General features: G+C 73.1%; 10 protein-coding genes. 8 read left to right on the top strand and 2 right to left on the bottom strand.

What is annotated here, in order from left to right:
• Positions 1–138: 138 nt before the first annotated feature.
• From ACTWQF_RS02495 to moeZ, 6 genes are all read left to right on the top strand, one after another.
• Complete coding sequence (locus tag ACTWQF_RS02495; protein ID WP_443276587.1) at positions 139–1,338, top strand: DUF3152 domain-containing protein; 1,200 nt, start codon at positions 139–141, stop codon at positions 1,336–1,338.
• Positions 1,339–1,561: 223 nt separating this feature from the next.
• Positions 1,562–3,562 carry a DUF3492 domain-containing protein gene (locus tag ACTWQF_RS02490; RefSeq protein WP_443276585.1) on the top strand — a complete coding sequence of 667 codons (2,001 nt, stop codon included), beginning with the start codon at positions 1,562–1,564 and terminating at the stop codon, positions 3,560–3,562.
• Positions 3,559–4,800: a hypothetical protein gene (locus ACTWQF_RS02485; RefSeq protein ID WP_443276584.1), complete on the top strand. Its 1,242-nt coding sequence runs from the start codon at positions 3,559–3,561 to the stop codon at positions 4,798–4,800. The genes ACTWQF_RS02490 and ACTWQF_RS02485 overlap by 4 nt, the downstream gene beginning before the upstream one ends.
• Before the next feature lie 181 nt (positions 4,801–4,981).
• Positions 4,982–6,025 carry an NAD-dependent epimerase/dehydratase family protein gene (locus ACTWQF_RS02480; RefSeq protein ID WP_443276582.1) on the top strand — a complete coding sequence of 348 codons (1,044 nt, stop codon included), beginning with the start codon at positions 4,982–4,984 and terminating at the stop codon, positions 6,023–6,025.
• Entirely contained in the window at positions 6,013–6,867 is an 855-nt protein-coding gene (locus ACTWQF_RS02475; RefSeq protein WP_443276580.1) for a spherulation-specific family 4 protein, read from the top strand. Before ACTWQF_RS02480 ends, ACTWQF_RS02475 begins: the two co-directional genes overlap by 13 nt.
• An 85-nt stretch (positions 6,868–6,952) precedes the next feature.
• Positions 6,953–8,131: an adenylyltransferase/sulfurtransferase MoeZ gene (gene moeZ, locus ACTWQF_RS02470; protein ID WP_443276578.1), complete on the top strand. Its 1,179-nt coding sequence runs from the start codon at positions 6,953–6,955 to the stop codon at positions 8,129–8,131.
• 61 nt (positions 8,132–8,192) lie between these two features.
• Here moeZ and ACTWQF_RS02465 read toward each other — a convergent pair whose 3' ends face one another.
• Positions 8,193–9,881 carry an alpha/beta hydrolase gene (locus ACTWQF_RS02465; RefSeq protein WP_443276577.1) on the bottom strand — a complete coding sequence of 563 codons (1,689 nt, stop codon included), beginning with the start codon at positions 9,879–9,881 and terminating at the stop codon, positions 8,193–8,195.
• 156 nt (positions 9,882–10,037) lie between these two features.
• Positions 10,038–13,007 (bottom strand): flippase-like domain-containing protein, encoded by a 2,970-nt coding sequence (locus tag ACTWQF_RS02460; protein WP_443276575.1) that lies wholly within the window; start codon positions 13,005–13,007, stop codon positions 10,038–10,040.
• A gap of 176 nt (positions 13,008–13,183) precedes the next feature.
• On the opposite strand from ACTWQF_RS02460, the gene ACTWQF_RS02455 reads away from it, so the two are divergent.
• Together ACTWQF_RS02455 and ACTWQF_RS02450 are read left to right on the top strand one after the other, a co-directional pair.
• Positions 13,184–13,609, top strand: coding sequence for an MGMT family protein (locus tag ACTWQF_RS02455; RefSeq protein WP_443276573.1), 426 nt, complete (start codon positions 13,184–13,186; stop codon positions 13,607–13,609).
• Positions 13,610–13,788: 179 nt separating this feature from the next.
• Entirely contained in the window at positions 13,789–17,235 is a 3,447-nt protein-coding gene (locus ACTWQF_RS02450) for an ATP-dependent helicase (RefSeq protein ID WP_443276571.1), read from the top strand.
• Positions 17,236–17,301: the final 66 nt, after the last annotated feature.

Below are 17,301 nucleotides of genomic sequence, written 5' to 3'. Positions count from 1 at the left end.
GGCGAGCACGGCGCCACCGGTGTACGGGAGTACGGCGTCCCAGCGCCCGGTACCCGCGCCGCCCCGTCCCCCGCCATGCCCCCCGGGCAGGGTCGGTACCCGGGGCGCCCAGGACCACAGGGCACCCCCGCACATGGCATGCCGGTGTTCACCGACGAGCAGCCCGCCCGCGGCGGCCACCCGCAGCAGCCGGAGGGTGGTCCCTCGCCGTACCACGGCCACGGGCAGGGCTATGGCCAGGGCTACGGCGACGGCCATGTGCCCGGTCAGCGGGGGCGGTTCGGCGGGCCGCGTCAGGAGTATCTGGACGCCTTCGAGGACGACGTCTTCGCGGCGGGTGCCCCCGGTGCCGTCCGGCCCGGCAGCAACCCGGCGGAAGCCGCCCACGCCGCTGCAGCCGCACCGGCCCGGCCGGTTTTTCCGGGTGAGACGGGAGTGCGTCAGGACGGCGCCGTCGGCGATCCTCCGTCCGCTGCGCCGCAGACGTCCGCCGAGCCGGAGCCGGAGCCGCGGAAGCAGGGCAGCCGTGCCAAGGCGACCACCGGGATCGTCGCCGCAGCCATCACGACCGTGCTGGCCTTCGTCGTTGCCGCCCAGGTCACCGGAGGCGAGCCCGGCGCCGGGGAGGCGGACCGGGGGCTGAAGACCGGCGAGCGCACCCCGGAAGTCGCCGACGTGCCCTCCGCACCGGAGCGCGCCGACCGTGGCACACGCCCCACCCCGGGCAGCGAGCCGGCTTCGTACGAGACGAAGATGGCACGGCAGTACCCGCTGGCCGACGACCTGAAGGGCTCCGGCAAGTTCACGCCCGTGCCCGGCCACGAGAAGGCCCCGGGCAAGGGCAAGGTGGTGCGCTACCGCGTCGACATCGAGAGCGGACTGCCGCTGGACGGCAAGCTGTTCGCCGAGGCGGTGCACAAGACGCTGAACGACGAGCGCAGTTGGGCGCACGGCGACAAGCGCAGCTTCGAGCGGGTCTCCTCCGGCAAGGCCGACTTCGTCATCACGCTGGCCAGCCCCGGCACCACCGACGAGTGGTGCGCCAAATCCGGCCTGGACACCAGCGAGGAGAAAGTCTCCTGCGACTCGGCCGCCACCGAGCGCGTCATGATCAACGCGTGGCGGTGGGCGCGCGGCGCCGAGACGTACGGCCCCGGTCAGATGCACGCCTACCGGCAGATGCTCGTCAACCACGAGGTCGGTCACCGGCTCGGCCACGACCACGTGGGCTGCCCGGCCGACGGCAAGCCGGCGCCGGTGATGATGCAGCAGACCAAGTACCTCTCCACGGACGGCAGGACCTGCCGCATCAACGCCTGGCCGTTCCCCCGCGGTTAGCGTTCACGCCACCGGCCGTTTGCCGGGTAAAGAGCGTGCGAACGCGCGACTCGCACGAAAGTCACGGGTGTTCACCCCTTCTGGTGGCGTGACGGACAACCGTCCAGCACGCGGTGGGGGCGCTTGCATAGCGTCTGCTGCGTCTTCAACGTTCCGCCGCTGCGCCACACGCTGAGCCGTGTCCGGTGCGCGGCACGCCACGAGAGTGATCGGGGGTGCGCACGTGCGCATCGCACTGCTTACGGAGGGTGGTTACCCCTATGTGAGGGGTGAGTCCGCGCTGTGGTGCGACCGCCTGCTGCGCGGCTTGGACGGCCACGAGTTCGCGGTGTATGCCCTCAGCCGCAGCGCCCGGCAGGAGGAGAGCGGCTGGTGCGACCTGCCCCCCAACGTCGCCAGGGTGCGCACCGCGCCGCTGTGGGGCCCCGGGCCGACTGCCGGAGGCACACGCGGGCTCGCCTGCGGCTCCTACGGACGGCGGGAGAAGCGGCGCTTCCGCGAGCACTTCGCCGCGCTCGCCGAAGCCGTCTGCGGAACCGGCGCGGACGCCGATCCGGCGGGCACCGGCCGGGCCTCCGTGGAGCGGCCGACGGCAGCGGCCGGCGGGGCCGCGGCCGCGTCCAGCCTCGGCTCCGCACACTCCGAGAGTCAGGCGGACCGTTTCGCCGCAGGTCTGTACGGGCTCGCCGAACTGGCTGCCGAGCGCGGCGGACTGGCCACCGCGCTCCGCTCCGAGAGCGCCGTGCGCATCCTGGAGTCCGCCTGCCGCGCGCCCGGCGCACTCCCTGCAGCGCACGCGGCCCAGGTGCCCGACCTGCTCGCCGTCACCGAGCGACTGGAGCGCGCCCTGCGCCCCCTCTCGCTGGACTGGTACGGGCAGCGGGGCGAGGACCCCGGGCTGTCGGTCGCCGACCTGTGCCACGCAGTCGGAGCCGGGCCCGCCGCGCTGCCGGGGCTGTTGGCCAAGCGGGCTTTCGGGGTGCCGCTGCTGATCAGCGAGTACGGCGTACGGCTGCGCGAGCACTATCTGACCAGCGCCCTCGGCGCCGTCGCACGTGGGGTCGCGGGCGCCCCCGTACGGGCGCTGCTCGCCTCCTTCCAGCGGCGGATCGCCCGCGAGGCGTACGCACAGGCACAGCTGATCACCCCGGGGAACGCCCATGCGCGGCGCTGGCAGGAGCGGTGCGGTGCCGACAGCGAGCGGCTGCGCACCGTCTACCCGGGGATGGACGCCGCACCCTTCGACGCCGTGGGCGAGCGGGCCGCACATCTGCCGCCGTCGGACGGTCCGCGGTCCGCCGGAACGCCCACGCTGGTGTGGGTGGGCGCGAGCAGCCCGGCCAAGGATCTGGGCACCCTGCTGCACGCCTTCGCCAGGGTGCACGAGGCGCTGCCGAAGGCGCGGCTGCGGATCGTCGAGACGGGCGGGCGTGCTGAGGGCGCGGACCGGGCGGACGGGCGCACGGACGTGCCGGATGGCGTGTCGGCCGGGCGTACGGGTGGGGCGTGCGGTAACGCGGACGGGACCGGGGAGCGGGACGGTGCCTATCCGGCGCACTGCCGGGCGCTTGCCGCGCGGCTCTTCCCGCTGACGGCGCCCGACGCCGAGAGCCCGGTCACCTTCGAGGAGTTGGGCAGCGCTGCCGTGCCGACCCTCGCGGACGCCTACGCGCTGGGCGGGGCCGTGGTGCTCTCCAGCGTGGTGGAGGGGTTTCCGGTGCCGCTGGTGGAGGCGATGTTCTGCGGCCGGGCCACGGTCTCCACCGATGTCGGGGCGGCTCTCGAAGTCGTCGGCGGAACCGGCCTCCTCGTCCCGCCGCGTGACCCGGGTGCGCTGGCTGACGCCTGTACGGCGCTGCTGCGGGACCCGGCGCGCGCCGCCCGGCTGGGCGCCGCCGCGCGTGCGCGGGCACTGGAGCTGTTCACGGTGCAGCAGAACGTCGAGGCGTTCGGCGGTATCTACCTGGAACTGATGTCGCGCCATCCGGTCGGCCGGGAGGAGACCGCGGCCGAGGACGCCATGGGGAAGGAAGCGGCGCGCCCTTTCGCGCGCCCGACTGAATCCCATCTTCCGGGCCGCTGGGCCGAGGGGCGCCGTACGAGCAGCCGCCCCGGCCGGCGCCCGGGCGGGCCGCGGGTGCCGGGCGGCGGGCACGTGCCGAGCTGGGCCCGGTCGGAGCGGGCAGCCGTCGGTGCCGAGCCGGGGGAGGCGACAGCGCCATGACGACACATCCCGCGGCCGGTGACCCGGTACGCGTACTGCTGCGCCGGCACCGGGCGTTGTGCGAGTGCGCCGTCGACCCGCTGGAGATCGCCGCCGGCCTGGAAGCCAGCGGGATCACCGACCGGACGGCCGCCCGGTGCCGCCACCGTGATGTCTTCTCCCTCGCGGAGGAGCTGTACGCGCGCGCCCCGTACCCGGGAGGCAGCGCCCTGTCGGGCAGCGACCCGCGCGCAGAACATGGCGTTTGCCAAGGCACCGGGAGCAAGCGGCGGTGGCGAAGGGCAGCCGGATGGCGGCTGCCCGCCAGGTGGGCGCCGTTCGCCCTCCCGCTGCTGCCCGGACTGCTGTGTACGGGCACGCTCGCCTGGCTCGTCCTGCTGAGCGGCGGACCCGTGGCTGTGCGGGCCGGTCTGTGTGCCCTGGGCGCGGCTGCCGTGCTGGTCGGCGTGATCGTGGCCGTACGCGCCGTTCCTCGCGTCCCGCGCGCTGTCGGCACGTCCGCGTTCCCCGCAGCGCTCTTCCTGTGTGCCTGCTGGCTGACCGGATACGCGCTGTACGGCGACTGGCTGCTGGAGCAACTGCTGGGCGGCGGGCCCGAGTCCCCGGGCGGGGCACCCCGCATCCCTTCGCCTGCCGTCCCGTTGGGGCTCGCGCTGGCTGTCGCGCCCGCTGTGTGGTGTGCGCGAGGGTTCGCCCTGGCGGCGCGTCGCAGGCTGGCTGGCAGCCGCAGCCTGGGGGAGTTCGCCTCCGGAGTGCGGCCCCTGCTGGCGCTCGCCGTATGCGCCGTCGCGGTGAGTCTCCCGGCGCTCCAGTGGGCGGCCCACCTGCTCATCGATGGCCCCCTCGCCCTGTCCGGCACCCCCGGCGCCGGCGGCGTCCCCATGGGCGGGCAGGGTCCGCAGATCCCGGTGCGCTCCGGTGCGGCGGCGGGCGCGGGTGCCCTCGGCATGCTGCTGTTCGTCGCCCTGCTGCTGGCCGCGCACGGGTTCCGGCACGCGGCCTCGGCCGGGCTCGCCGCGGCCGGCGCGCTGGAGGCCGCGGCACTGCTCTCCGTACCGGCCGCGCGGCTGCCCGGGCTCGCGGTGCTGGGCCGCCCTGTGGAGGCGCTGGTGGCGCACCAGGGCGCGGCAGCCGTCCCCCTCGCCGCCTGCGGCTGTGCGGCGCTCGTTCTGCTGGCGTACGCGACCACTGTGCTGGCCGGCGCCTCGGCACACCACCGGGAGGCGGTGCCCGCATGAGCGCAGGCCCCCTCTCGACCCCACGTTCCGGCACGGGCTTACGAACCCGCCCGTGCGACACCGACAAGGAGCAAGCCCCCATGATCCACGCGCAGTTGGCACACAGCGGCACGACCGGACGACAACCGCACGCCGGCGTGCGGCAGCGCCGGGTTCCCCTCTCGTCCGTGGAGGTCGCACGATGAGAGTGCTGCTGCTGGGCGCCAGCGGATACCTGGGCCGTTTCATCGCCGACCGGCTGCTGGCCGACCCCGCCGTGCAGCTGACCGCGCTCGGCAGGAGCGACGAGGCGGACGTCCGCTTCGACCTGTCCACCGGTAGCCCCGGCGCCCTCACCCGCTTCCTGGATGCCGTCCACCCGGGCGTCGTCATCAACTGCTCCGGGACCACCAGGGGCAACGGGCGCGAACTGATCCGGCACAACGTGGTCGCCACGGCGGCCGTCTGCGAGTCGCTGCGCCGCAGTGGCTGTGGCGCGCGCCTGGTGCACGTCGGGTGCGCCGCCGAGTACGGGCCCTCCCAGATCGGCTCCTCCACCGGCGAGGACGCGGCACCGCGCCCGGGAGGGCCGTACGGGGTGAGCAAGCTGGCGGGCACCGAACTGGTACTCGCCTCCGGGCTGGACGCCGTCGTGCTGCGGGTCTTCTCGCCCATCGGCCCCGGCACCCCTGCGGGCTCGCCCCTGGGGCGGGTCGCGGAGGCGATGCGGCGGGCGATGCAGCAGGGCGACAGCGAACTGAAGCTGGGCGGGCTGAGCGTGCAGCGCGACTTCGTGGACGTCCGGGACGTCGCGCGGGCCGTGCACGCAGCTTCCCTGTCGGCGGCGCAGGGCATCGTCAACATCGGCACCGGGAGGGCGGTGCGGCTGCGGGACGCCGCCTCGCTGCTGGCCCGCGTCGCCGGGTACGCGGGGGCCGTGCACGAGCAGGGTGGCGGGCCGGGGCAGGGGGCAGGAGAGGGCCATCCGGCAGGTGTCGCGTCAGGCCCGGACGGCTTGGCAGGCAGGCCGGTCGGCAACACCCCTGTCATCCCGGCGCAGAACCACGGCAGTCAGGCCGCCCCGGTGCACCCTCCGCAGCCCGCGTCGTATCCGTATCCCGACGGCTGCGGAGCCTGGCAGCAGGCGGATGTCCGCACGGCGCGCGACCGGCTCGGCTGGCGGCCCCGGATCGGCCTGGAGGAGTCGCTGGCCGACATCTGGATGGAGGCGGCATGCCGTATCTGACGACACCTCCGGGGCAGGTCCGGCCGGCCGGTGACAGCAGTGGGGCCGTCCGGCAGCGGCTGGGGCTCGGGGTGCCGGGCTGTGCTCATCCGATGCTGGCGCCCATGGAGTGGGCGGAGCTCTCCCGTCCCGGGCTCGGCGCCGGCGCCGAGCCCGGCTGTGACGCGGGCCCGCTGCACTGGGTGGTGCTGGATATTTCAGACGGACCGGGCGCTCGGCCCGACCCCTTCTGTGCCCCTGCCGCAGCCGCGCTGCGGTCCGCGGGCGTCGCCGTGCTCGGCCGTCTCGACATGCGAGACGGCACGCGGACGTTCGGTGAGCTGGTCTCCGAGGCGCACCGGTTCCTCGACTGGTACCGGGTCGACGGCTTCTGCCTGGCGCACTGTCCCGGCGACCCTGGCCGGCTGGGGCACGTCCAGCGCCTCACCGCCACCCTGCGCGCCCTGTGCGGCGGTGCCGACGGCGGAACCGGGCACAATGGCCGCGCCCACTGTGGAGAGGTGCGCAGTGGACATCTGGTGCTGGCTCACGACAGCCACCCGCATCCCGAGTATCTGCAGTGCGCCGACCAGCTCGTCACCTACACCGGAAGCTGGGCGGACTACCGCTGGTCCCGGGCCGAGGAGTGGACGGCCGCATACCCCGCCGAGCGCTTCTGTCATCTGGTGCACTCGCTGCCGCGTACGCATTTGGAGGAGGCGCTGCGGATCGCCCGCTGGCAGGGCGCCGGCACTGTGTGCTTCACGGACCGGACCCGGGCCAGGGGCCAGGACCCGTGGGCGGCGCTGCCCGGCTACTGGGACGCGATCGTCTCGTGTCTTGGAACAGGTGTCTCGGAATGAGATAGCCCATGGCAGTGTTACGAGAGGAACAGCCCGCCCCCGGGCGGGTGACTTCCCGCACGTCCCACCGACCATCGGAGTCTCCGTGTCACTGCCACCCCTGGTCGAGCCAGCCGACGAGCTCACCGTCGACGAGGTCCGCAGGTACTCACGTCACCTGATCATCCCGGATGTCGGGATGGAAGGTCAGAAGCGGCTCAAGAACGCGAAGGTCCTGTGTGTGGGTGCGGGCGGCCTCGGTTCGCCCGCCCTGATGTATCTCGCGGCCGCCGGCGTCGGGACGCTGGGCATCGTCGAGTTCGACGAGGTCGACGAGTCCAACCTGCAGCGGCAGATCATCCACAGCCAGTCGGACATCGGCCGGTCGAAGGCGGAGTCGGCCAAGGACACGGTGCTGGGGATCAACCCGTACACCCAGGTCAACCTGCACCTGGAGCGGCTCGACTCCTCCAATGTGATGGAGCTGTTCGCGCAGTACGACCTGATCGTGGACGGCACGGACAACTTCGCCACCCGCTATCTGGTCAACGATGCCTGCGTGCTGCTGAACAAGCCGTACGTATGGGGCTCGATCTACCGCTTCGACGGCCAGGCCAGCGTCTTCTGGAGCGAGCACGGGCCGTGCTACCGCTGCCTGTACCCGGAGCCCCCGCCGCCCGGCATGGTGCCGAGCTGCGCAGAGGGCGGCGTGCTGGGTGTGCTGTGCGCCTCCATCGGCTCGATCCAGGTCAACGAGGCGATCAAGCTGCTGGCGGGCATCGGCGACCCGCTGGTCGGCCGCCTGATGATCTACGACGCCCTGGAGATGAACTACCGCCAGGTCAAGGTCCGCAAGGACCCCGAGTGCGCGGTCTGCGGCCCGAACGCCACGGTCACCGAGCTCATCGACTACGAGGCGTTCTGCGGTGTCGTCTCCGACGAGGCGCAGGAGGCCGCCGCGGGCTCCACCATCACTCCCAAGCAGCTCAAGGAGTGGATCGACGACGGCGAGAGCGTCGACATCATCGACGTGCGGGAGCCGAACGAGTACGAGATCGTCTCGATCCCCGGCGCGCGGCTGGTCCCCAAGAACGAGTTCCTGATGGGCAACGCGCTCCAGGACCTGCCGCAGGACAAGAAGATCGTCCTGCACTGCAAGACGGGTGTCCGCTCCGCGGAAGTCCTCGCCGTGCTGAAGAGCGCCGGGTTCGCCGACGCCGTGCACGTCGGCGGCGGCGTCATCGGCTGGGTTCACCAGATCGAGCCCGACAAGCCGGTCTACTGAGCATCGACGCCGAGGGGTGGCACGGTCGGGGGCCGACCGTGCCACCCCTCGCGCTGTCCGGTCAGCGGCAGCCGGTGCCGTCCTTCGGCACCCGGCCGCGCAGCAGATAGCCGTCGACCACCTTGCGCACGCAGGCGTTCCGGCTGTCGTACGCGCCGTGCCCTTCGCCCCTGTAGGTGACCTCCACCGCTACGTCGTCGCCCAGCTCCTTCTTCATCGCCCGCGTGCCTCCGTACGGGGTGGCCGGATCGCCTGTCGTGCCGACCAGCAGGATCGGGTCGGAGCCCGAGGCCCGCACCGGAGGTGTCGTCCACCTGCCGCGGACCGGCCAGTCGTGGCACGAGGTCAGCCCCCAGGCGGACATCGGGCCGAAGACCGGGGACGCCTCGGCGAAGTCGGGCAGCTTGCCCTTGATCTGCCGCATGCCGTAGCGCTCCTTGTTGTCGGCGCAGCTGATGGCCGTCAGCGCGGACTGGAGCGTGCTGTAGGTGCCGTCCTGGTTGCGCCCGTTGAGCGCGTCGGCGAGCAGCAGCAGCGTCGAGCCGTTGCTGTCCACCAGTGCCTCCTCCAGCCCCTGGGTGAGCAGATCCCAGGTCTCCCTGGCATACAGCGCCTGGGCGATGCCGCCCTCGGCCAGTGCCTCGGTGAGCTTGCGGCCGCTGTCGGTGGGCATCGGTTCGGCGTCCAGATCGGCCAGCAGGTCGGTGATGAGCTCCTTGCCCTCCGCGGGGTCCTCACCGACCGGGCAGTCCTCGCCGCGTGCTGTGCAGTGCTCGAGAAAGTTGTCGAGCGCCAGCTGGAATCCGCTGCTCTGACTGAGCGAACCCTGCGCCGGTGTCGAGCTGGGGTCGACCACGGCGTCGAAGACGGCGCGGCCCACATGCCGCGGGTACAGGTGTGCGTAAACGCCGCCCAGTTCGGTGCCGTAGGAGATACCGAAGTAGTGCAGCTTCCGGTCGCCGAGCACATGCCGCATCAGATCCAGGTCGCGCGCCGTGTTCTCGGTCGTCAGGTGCGGCAGCAGCGCGCCCGCCCGCTTCTCACAGCCCTTCGCGAAGGTCTCCTGGCGGGTGAAGAGGCGACGCTCCTCCGCGTCGGTGTCCGGCGTCCAGTCGGCGGCGAAATAGGCGTCCAGCCGCTTGTTGCTCAGGCAGCTGACGCCCTCGCTGCGGCCCACCCCGCGCGGGTCGAAGCTGACGAGGTCGTAGCGGCCGCGCAGCTTCTCGTAGTCCTCGGCGAAGGACGGGAGAGTGGCGACGCCCGAGCCGCCGGGGCCGCCGAAGTTGAACAGCAGCGAGCCGATGCGCTTGCCACCGCCCTTGCGCTCGCGGGCGCGGATCATCTCGATCCCGAGGGTCCGGCCCTTGGGCTTGCTGTAGTCCATCGGCACCCGCAGCCTCGCGCACTCCCAGCGCCCGCCTCCCGGCAGCGGGGACGGAGAACCGGCGTCGGTGCCCTGTGCCGCGTTCGGCGCCGGACAGGGCGACCAGTGCGGCCTCTGCCCGGTGAGGGAGCCGGGAAGGGCGGGGCCGTGGTCCTGGGACGTGCCGCCGGAGGAGGAGCTGGTGGACGGCGCCGAGGGGGAGCGGGAGGCGCTCTTCGAAGCGGCCGGGCTGGTCTCGCCGCTCGGCCGGGCCTCGCCCTTTGTGGTGCTGTCCGAGTCGCCGCCGCAGCCACTCGTCACGGCAGCGGTCACTGTGAGCGCCGCTACGAGGGCGGCACCCGGCCGCAGGGAGCGGGAATGGCGCATGGACGTCCTCCCGACAGACGGTGGGACGTTCATCGTGCGGACGTGCGCCGCCCCTTGGCGCGCTGCGTGGTGCGTACGGGTGGTTTCGCGGCGGGCTGTCGGCGTGCCTGCTGGGAGGCGGGAGTGCGTGCTGGAAGGCGCCCTCGAGCGGCTCTGTCAGAGCGCGCCCTTGCGGGTCAGCTGGGTGAACGACAGCCAGCCGGGGAGCACCGGCATCCACAGCGTCAGCAGCCGGAAGAGCAGCACCGCGGGCGTCGCGACCTCCTTCGGCACCCCGAAGGCGATCAGCGCGGCGATCAGTGCCGCCTCCACGGCGCCCAGCCCGCCCGGGGTGGGCGCTGCCGAACCCAGCGCGTTCGCCGTCAGGAAGACGACGGCGAGGTTCGCATAGCTCGTCTCATGGCCGAAGGCCCGTACGCACGCGTCCAGGCACATCACGAACGCCAGCGTCAGCAGCAGCATCCCCAGCAGGCCGGTGAGCAGCTTCTGCGGGCGCTGCACCACGTCCAGCATCCGGGGCACCACACCGGCGAACAGCGAGCGCACCCGGTTAGAGACGAACCGGCGCAGCGCGGGCACCGCTGTGACGATCAGCACGAGCACCGCAGCCGTCAGCAGACCGGCGATGACCGCGCGGGACGGCGAGAGGGTGGGCGTGTGCTCGGTACCTGTGATGTAGCCGAACAGCATCAGCAGGGTGATGTGACTGCCGAGCCCGAACAGCTGGGAGGCGCCCACGCTCGCCACCGCGTGTCCTGGCCGCACCCCCGCGCGCTGGAGGAAACGGGCGTTCAGCGCGACACCGCCGACCGCCGCAGGGGCGACCAGTTTCACGAAGGAGCCCGCCACCTGTGCCTGCACGGTCCGCCACCAGGAGACCTTCTCCGGGACGAAACCCAGCAGCGCCATCGCCGCGAAGACATAGGTCAGAGCGGAGAAGAGCACCGCGCCGCCGACCCAGGCCCAGTTCGCGCCGAGCACCTTGTCGAGCGGAACCTGGGAGAGCTGGGTGAGCAGGAAGTAGGCGGCCAGCGTGCCCGCGATAAAGCTGACCAGGGTGCGCGGCCTGATCCGCTCCAGCCGTGCGGGCTCTATGGGCGCCTGCGGCCTGATCCGCAGCACCTGTTGCCGGATCTGGGCCAGCAGATCCTCCTCGCGGGCCTCCTCCAGCGCCTCGTCTATCGCCTTCTTCTCGGCGTTCTTCTCCGCCCGCAGCGACTTGCGGTGTGCGCGCCCTCCGGCCGCCTGCTCCGCGGCTTCGTCCCGGGGCCTGGCGCTCCTGCGGGCGCGGGACGCCTCGATGACGGCCTCGCGTTCGCGCTGGGCGCGCTCCTTGGCGAGGCGCCGCAGGGTCGTACGGGTGCTGCGGCTGAGCGCGATGGGCTGGAGCAGCGGCAGGCTGTCCGCTATGGCGTCCGGGCCCAGCACGTCCACGGCGGTTGCCACGGCGCGCTCGGCGCCCACCCGCAGCCCCAGCGTCGTCAGCAGCTGCGCGATGTCCATCCGCAGGATCAGATCACCGGCTGCGATCTCACCGCCGCGCAGATCCGTCAGATAGACGGCGCCGGAACGATCCACCAGCAGCGCGTCCCCCACCAGCCTGCGGTGTGCGATACGGCGCGACTGGAGCGCCTTGACCTCCTGCCAGGTCGTGCGCATCAGTTCGTCGGTGATCTCCTCGTCCGGCAGCGCGTCCAGGCTGCGGCCACCGATGTGCTCGTAGACCAGCATCACGGCGTCCGGGCCGAGCTCCGAGGTGGCGATCAGCCGGGGCGCGTTGGCGCCCGCGGAGATGGCCGCGTAGGCGAGCAGCGCCTCCTGCTCCAGTGCCTGCCGCAGCGACTGGAGACTGCGCCGCTGGGTGATGCCGCGCAGCGCCAGTCTGCGCCAGACGCGGTAGAAGAAACCCTGCGCCTGCTGCTCGCGGTCCACGACGGTGACATCGAGGGGCGGGCCGTCCTCCAGGGTCACGCGGTAGCGGCGTCCCCGGTCGTTGTGGTCGCGCCGGTCGGCCTCGCTGGCGTCCTCCACCCGCAGCGCGCTGACCGGCTTGAAACCGACCCTGCGCAGTCCCGCGAGCAGCGTCTGTCCGGTCGGTCGGACGTTCGGGGTACCGACCGCGTACAGCGTGCCGTAAGCGACGGTCCAGCCGATCAGGATGGTGACGACGATGGAGAACGCCGTTGTGTAGCCCGGCACCAGCACCGCGGTCGCGTTCAGCAGCAGCACGCCCCACAGCACCACCCGCCAGCGGGGGCGGCGCGCCATGCCGACAGCGGTCATATAGGCGATGACGGGAGCCAGATAGCTGTGCACCGGGGTGGTGGCGTCCTGCGGGGTGATGGCCTTGGTCAGCGCGTCCCGGATCGAGTCGGGCGCCGCCTGGGCGACCCACAGGTCCACGGCAAGAGAGGCGCCGTGCGCGAGTACGGCGGCCAGCACGCCGTCGGCGATCCGCAGCCCGTCCCGTTTGATCAGCCGTTCGATCGCGAACGCGACGGGTACGAGCAGCACGGCGATGCTGGACGCCAGCCCGGTCAGGCTGATGAGCAGGTCGGGCGCTTCCGCCGTGCCCTTGTCGATGTCCTGTTCGAGCCCGGCGGTGGTGCCGTGCGCGAAGTTGGCGATGACGAGCACCAGCGCGATGCCCAGCAGCCCGAGCACCGTCCGCAGCAGATCGGAGGGGCGGTGCACCCGCGCCGAGAGCAGTGGTTCATCGCTCTCGATCTCGATACGGTCCCCCTCCGCGCCGGCCTCCGGCTGCTCGCCGGGGGGCGGCTCCTCGTCCGGCTTGTCCGAGCTTTCCCCGCCCGGGTCGTCCCCGGCCGAGCTTTCCCCGGCCGGGTCGTCCCCGGCCGCGGCACCGTCGGACGCCTTCCCGGCCGGTTCCTGGCCTGAGTCCTGTCCGGATTCCCGCATGGGTTCCTGACCCGGTTCCGGTCCGGAGTCCTGCCCGGCTTCCTGCTCGGGTTCCTGTCCGGAATCCTGTCCGTGTTCCTGTCCGGAGTCCTGCTCGGCGTCCCCGGCGGGGCGGGCAGCGCTGTCGGCGGCGGGTGCGCCCTCCTTGTGGGGCTTGTCACCGTGCCGCTGTCCTTCTGCTGCCGTCTCGTCCTGGTCCCGTATCACTCGTCACCGCCCGGAAGATGGTGGCATGTGGGAAGGCTCGCCGGGACCACGAGGGTGCATTCCGGGGATCTGAGGGACGAATCGGCAGCCGTTCGGGACCGTCCGGGAACGACCGTTCGGGGGTGCCTGTGGACAACGGTCCCCCGCTGTCGGTGGCATGCGGCACCATGGCCCGCATGCCTGGAGATCCCCGAGACGAGGAGCTGCCCGACGGCCCCGCCACGCCCTGTGCGACGGACGTGCCCCCTCCAGCGGCCTTCGGCCAGGGGGACCCCCTGCCCGATTACGCGGAGCGCGTACTGGAGGTGGCCGAGCTGATCCCGGTCGGCCGGGTGATGACCTACGGGGACATCGCCGAGTGGCTGGAGGAGGGCGGCCCTCGCCAGGTGGGGCGGGTGATGGCGCTGTACGGCGGCGCGGTCCCGTGGTGGCGTGTGGTGCGCGCGGACGGCGTACCACTGCCGGGGCAGGAGCGCGAGGCCCTGGGGCACTATCACGCGGAGGGCACCCCGCTGCGCGAGCCCACCGCCGCGTCCCGCCGCCAGGGGCACATCCCGCGCATCGACATACGCCGGGCCCGCTGGGACGGGAAGGCCCGTTGACGTCGCGCTGCGGCTCCTCACAGTTCCCAGCTTCCGCCATGCCCACAGGCCCCATGCGCTGGACAGTCCGTACGGAGTACAGCAGCCGTACGGGGTGCAGGAGCGATGCGCTGCGACACGTGTGTGCGCTGGCGTAGCGTCTGCACCACTCCGCACAGACCTCCCCCTAGGCGATCCACGTGAGTCCCTCCCTTACTGCCGAAGCGCACCAGCGGTCCCGCGAGCCCGGTGCGTACCGGCTGGTGCGCTCCTTGGCCGAACGGGTCGATCTCCCTGCCTCTGACGCGGCGCAGCGCGCTGTGGTTGACCACCGTGACGGCCCACTGCTCGTTCTGGCCGGCCCCGGCACCGGCAAGACGACCACCCTCGTCGAGGCGGTCGCGGCGCGCGTGCGGGAGGGCACGGACCCGGAGCGCATCCTGGTGCTGACCTTCAGCCGCAAGGCCGCCGTCGACCTGCGCGACCGGATGACGGACCGGCTCGCACAGGTGGCGCGCCCCGCCCGGCTGCCCCGCCAGGCGGCCCGCGCGGGCTCCGTCGGCGGCGTACCACGCGCTCCCCAGGCGACGACGTTCCACTCGTACTGCTACGCGCTGGTGCGCGCACACCAGGACGCCGATCTGTTCGCCGAGCCGCTGCGGCTGCTGACCGGGCCCGAACAGGACCTGCACATCCGAGAACTGCTCGAAGGGCAGCTCGCCCTGGAGCGCCAGGGCCGGGCGCCGGTGGGCTGGCCCGACGAACTGCGCGCCTGTCTGACGACCAGGGGCTTCGCCGACGAGGTCAGGGCCGTGCTCGCACGCAGCCGGGAGCTGGGCCTTGGCCCTGCGGCCCTGGACGCTTTCGCCCGGCGCGCGGGCCGTCCCGACTGGAGGGCCGCGGCCGGGTTCTTCGCCGAGTATCTGGACGTACTGGATATGCAGGGGGTGCTCGACTACGCCGAACTGGTGCACCGCGCCGTCCTGCTCACCCGGCGCGAGGAGGTCGCGGCCCGGCTGCACGGTGCCTACGACGCGATCTATGTCGACGAGTTCCAGGACACCGACCCCTCCCAAGTACGGCTGCTGCGTGCGCTGGCGGGCGGCGGGGCACGCACCCTGGTGGCGTTCGGCGACCCGGACCAGTCGATCTTCGCGTTCCGTGGCGCGGACGTGAACGGCATCCTCGACTTCCCGCACACGTTCCGGCAGCGCTCCGGCGCCCCCGCGCCCGTCCGCGTGCTGCGTACGGCCCGGCGCTCCGGTGCCCGGCTGCTGGCCGCCTCCCGTGAGCTGACGGCCCGGATGCCGCTCACCCGCCTCCCCGCCGAGGCCGTCCGCGCCCACCGCGCTCTCCGGCCGGCACCGCAGCCCGACCGCACGGAAAGCGCGGGCCCACAAGGCGGTCGGGTCGAGGTTTTCACCTATCCGACAGCAGGCGCCGAGCTGGACAACATCGCAGACCTGCTCCGCCGCGCCCACCTCGAAGACGGCCTCCCCTGGGGCGAGATGGCGGTACTGGTGCGCGCGGGCGGGCGCTCCCTGCCCGTCGTACGGCGTGCCCTCATCTCCGCCGGGGTGCCGGTGGACGTGGACGGCGACGATGTGCCGCTGCGCCACGAGCCTGCCGTCGCACCCCTGCTGACGGCACTGCGGGTGGCGGCCACCGGTGCGCTGGAGGAGCACACGGTGCTCGGCACGGAGACGGCACTGACGCTGCTGACCTCGCCGCTCGGCGGCATGGACGCCGCAGACCTGCGCCGCCTCGGGCGGGCGCTGCGTGAGGAGGAGCGTGCGGCCGGGACCAGGGTGCCGCGCCCCTCCGACGTTCTGCTGGCCGAAGCCCTCGCCGAGCCCGAACGGCTGGTCGCCCACACCCCGCACTCCGGTGCCACGGCTTCGGCACCGGCCGGGAGGTCCGTCGAGGGCGCCCACAGCCTCGGGCTGCTGCTGCGCAAGACCCGCGAACTGCTCGCCGGGGGCGGCACGGCGGAGGAAGCCCTGTGGGAGCTGTGGAACGGCACCAGCTGGCCCGTCCGGCTGGAGCGCGCCGCACGCCGGGGCGGTCCGTCAGGCCGCAACGCGGACCGCGACCTGGACGCCGTCTGCACCCTGTTCGCCGTCGCGGCGCGCGCCGAGGAGCGCGGTGGCGGCCGGGGAGCGCTCAACTTCCTGGACGAACTCGAAGCCCAGGACATCGCCGCCGACACCCTCGTCCAGCGCGCGGTGCGGCCCGCCGCCGTACGGCTGATGACCGCGCACCGTGCCAAGGGCCGGGAGTGGCGGCTGGTCGTCGTCGCTGGGGTACAGGAGGGCCTGTGGCCCGATCTGCGGCGGCGCGGCTCCCTTCTGGAGGCGGACCGCATCGGCCGGGACGGCATCGCCGAGCCGCTGTCCCCAGGGGCGTTGCTGGCGGAGGAGCGCAGGCTGTTCTACGTCGCCGCGACCCGCGCCAAGGAACGCCTCGTGGTCACCGCGGTCCGCGCCCAGGCGGAGGACGGTGACCAGCCCTCACGGTTCCTGACCGAACTGGGTGTCGAGCCGCAGCCGGTCGGCAGCCGCCCCCGCCGCCCGCTGTCGGTGCCCGCACTGGTCGCGGAGCTGCGCGCCACCACCGTCGACCCGGCAGCCTCGCCCGCGCTTCGGGACGCGGCCGCGCGGCGGCTGGCCCGGCTCGCTGCCGAGCGCGACGAGGAGGGCTATCCGCTCGTTCCCGCAGCACACCCGCAGCGCTGGTGGGGGCTGGCCGAACTGACGCGCTCCAGCGTGCCGCTGCGCGAACGGGACGCACCTGTCGCACTGTCCGGCAGCGCACTGGAGCAGCTTGCGCGCACCTGCTCCCTGCAGTGGTTCCTGGCCCGGGAGGTCAAGGCGGACGAGCCGGCCACTGCCGCACAGGGCTTCGGCAACGTGGTGCACGTGCTGGCCGACGAGGTGGCCTCGGGCAGCAGCCCCGCGGACCTGTCGGTCCTCATGGAGCGGCTGGACGCGGTCTGGGACGGGCTGGCCTTCGACGCGCCGTGGAAGTCGCAGCAGGAGAAGGAGAGCGCCCGCGCCGCCCTGGAGCGCTTCTTGCGCTGGCACGTCATGGAGCGCGGAGAGGGCCGTGAGCTCGTCGGCAGCGAACACGGATTCGACGTCACGCTGCGCGCGGGGGAGAACGCCGTCCGCATCCGGGGCAGCATGGACCGCGTCGAACGCGATGCCCAAGGGCGCGCGTATGTGGTCGATTTCAAAACAGGCCGTACCCGCCCCACCGGGCCCGAGGTCGAGCGCCACCCCCAGCTCGCCGTCTACCAGCTCGCCGTACGGGAAGGCGCGGCCGACGCCCTCTTCGACGGGTCCCGCCCGGAGCCGGGCGGGGCCGAGCTGGTGCAGCTGCGGCTCGGTGCCGCCCAACGCGACGGCGGGGACACACTGCCGGTCGTCCAGCGCCAGGAGGCGGTGCCGGAATCCACGGCGCCTGGCTCCGGGACGCCGGAGTCCGAGGGCGCTCCGGGCAGCGACTGGGTGGGCGAGCTGCTGGCGACCGCGGCGGCACGGGTCCTCGACGAACGCTTCACCCCCTCGCCGGGCCAGCACTGCACGCACTGCGCCTTCCGTGCGGCCTGCTCCGCCCGCCCCGAGGGCCGCCAGATCGTCGAGTAGGCCCCCGGGGCGTCGGGCTGGGCGTCGCGCGGGGCGTCGGGCGGCCTCGGGCGGGGGAGCGGGCGC

The organism is Streptomyces sp. 8N114 (assembly GCF_052245835.1).
GTDB lineage: Bacteria > Actinomycetota > Actinomycetes > Streptomycetales > Streptomycetaceae > Streptomyces.
Note: the sequence above shows the minus strand (reverse complement) of the source record. Positions and strands in the feature narration are given on the sequence as shown.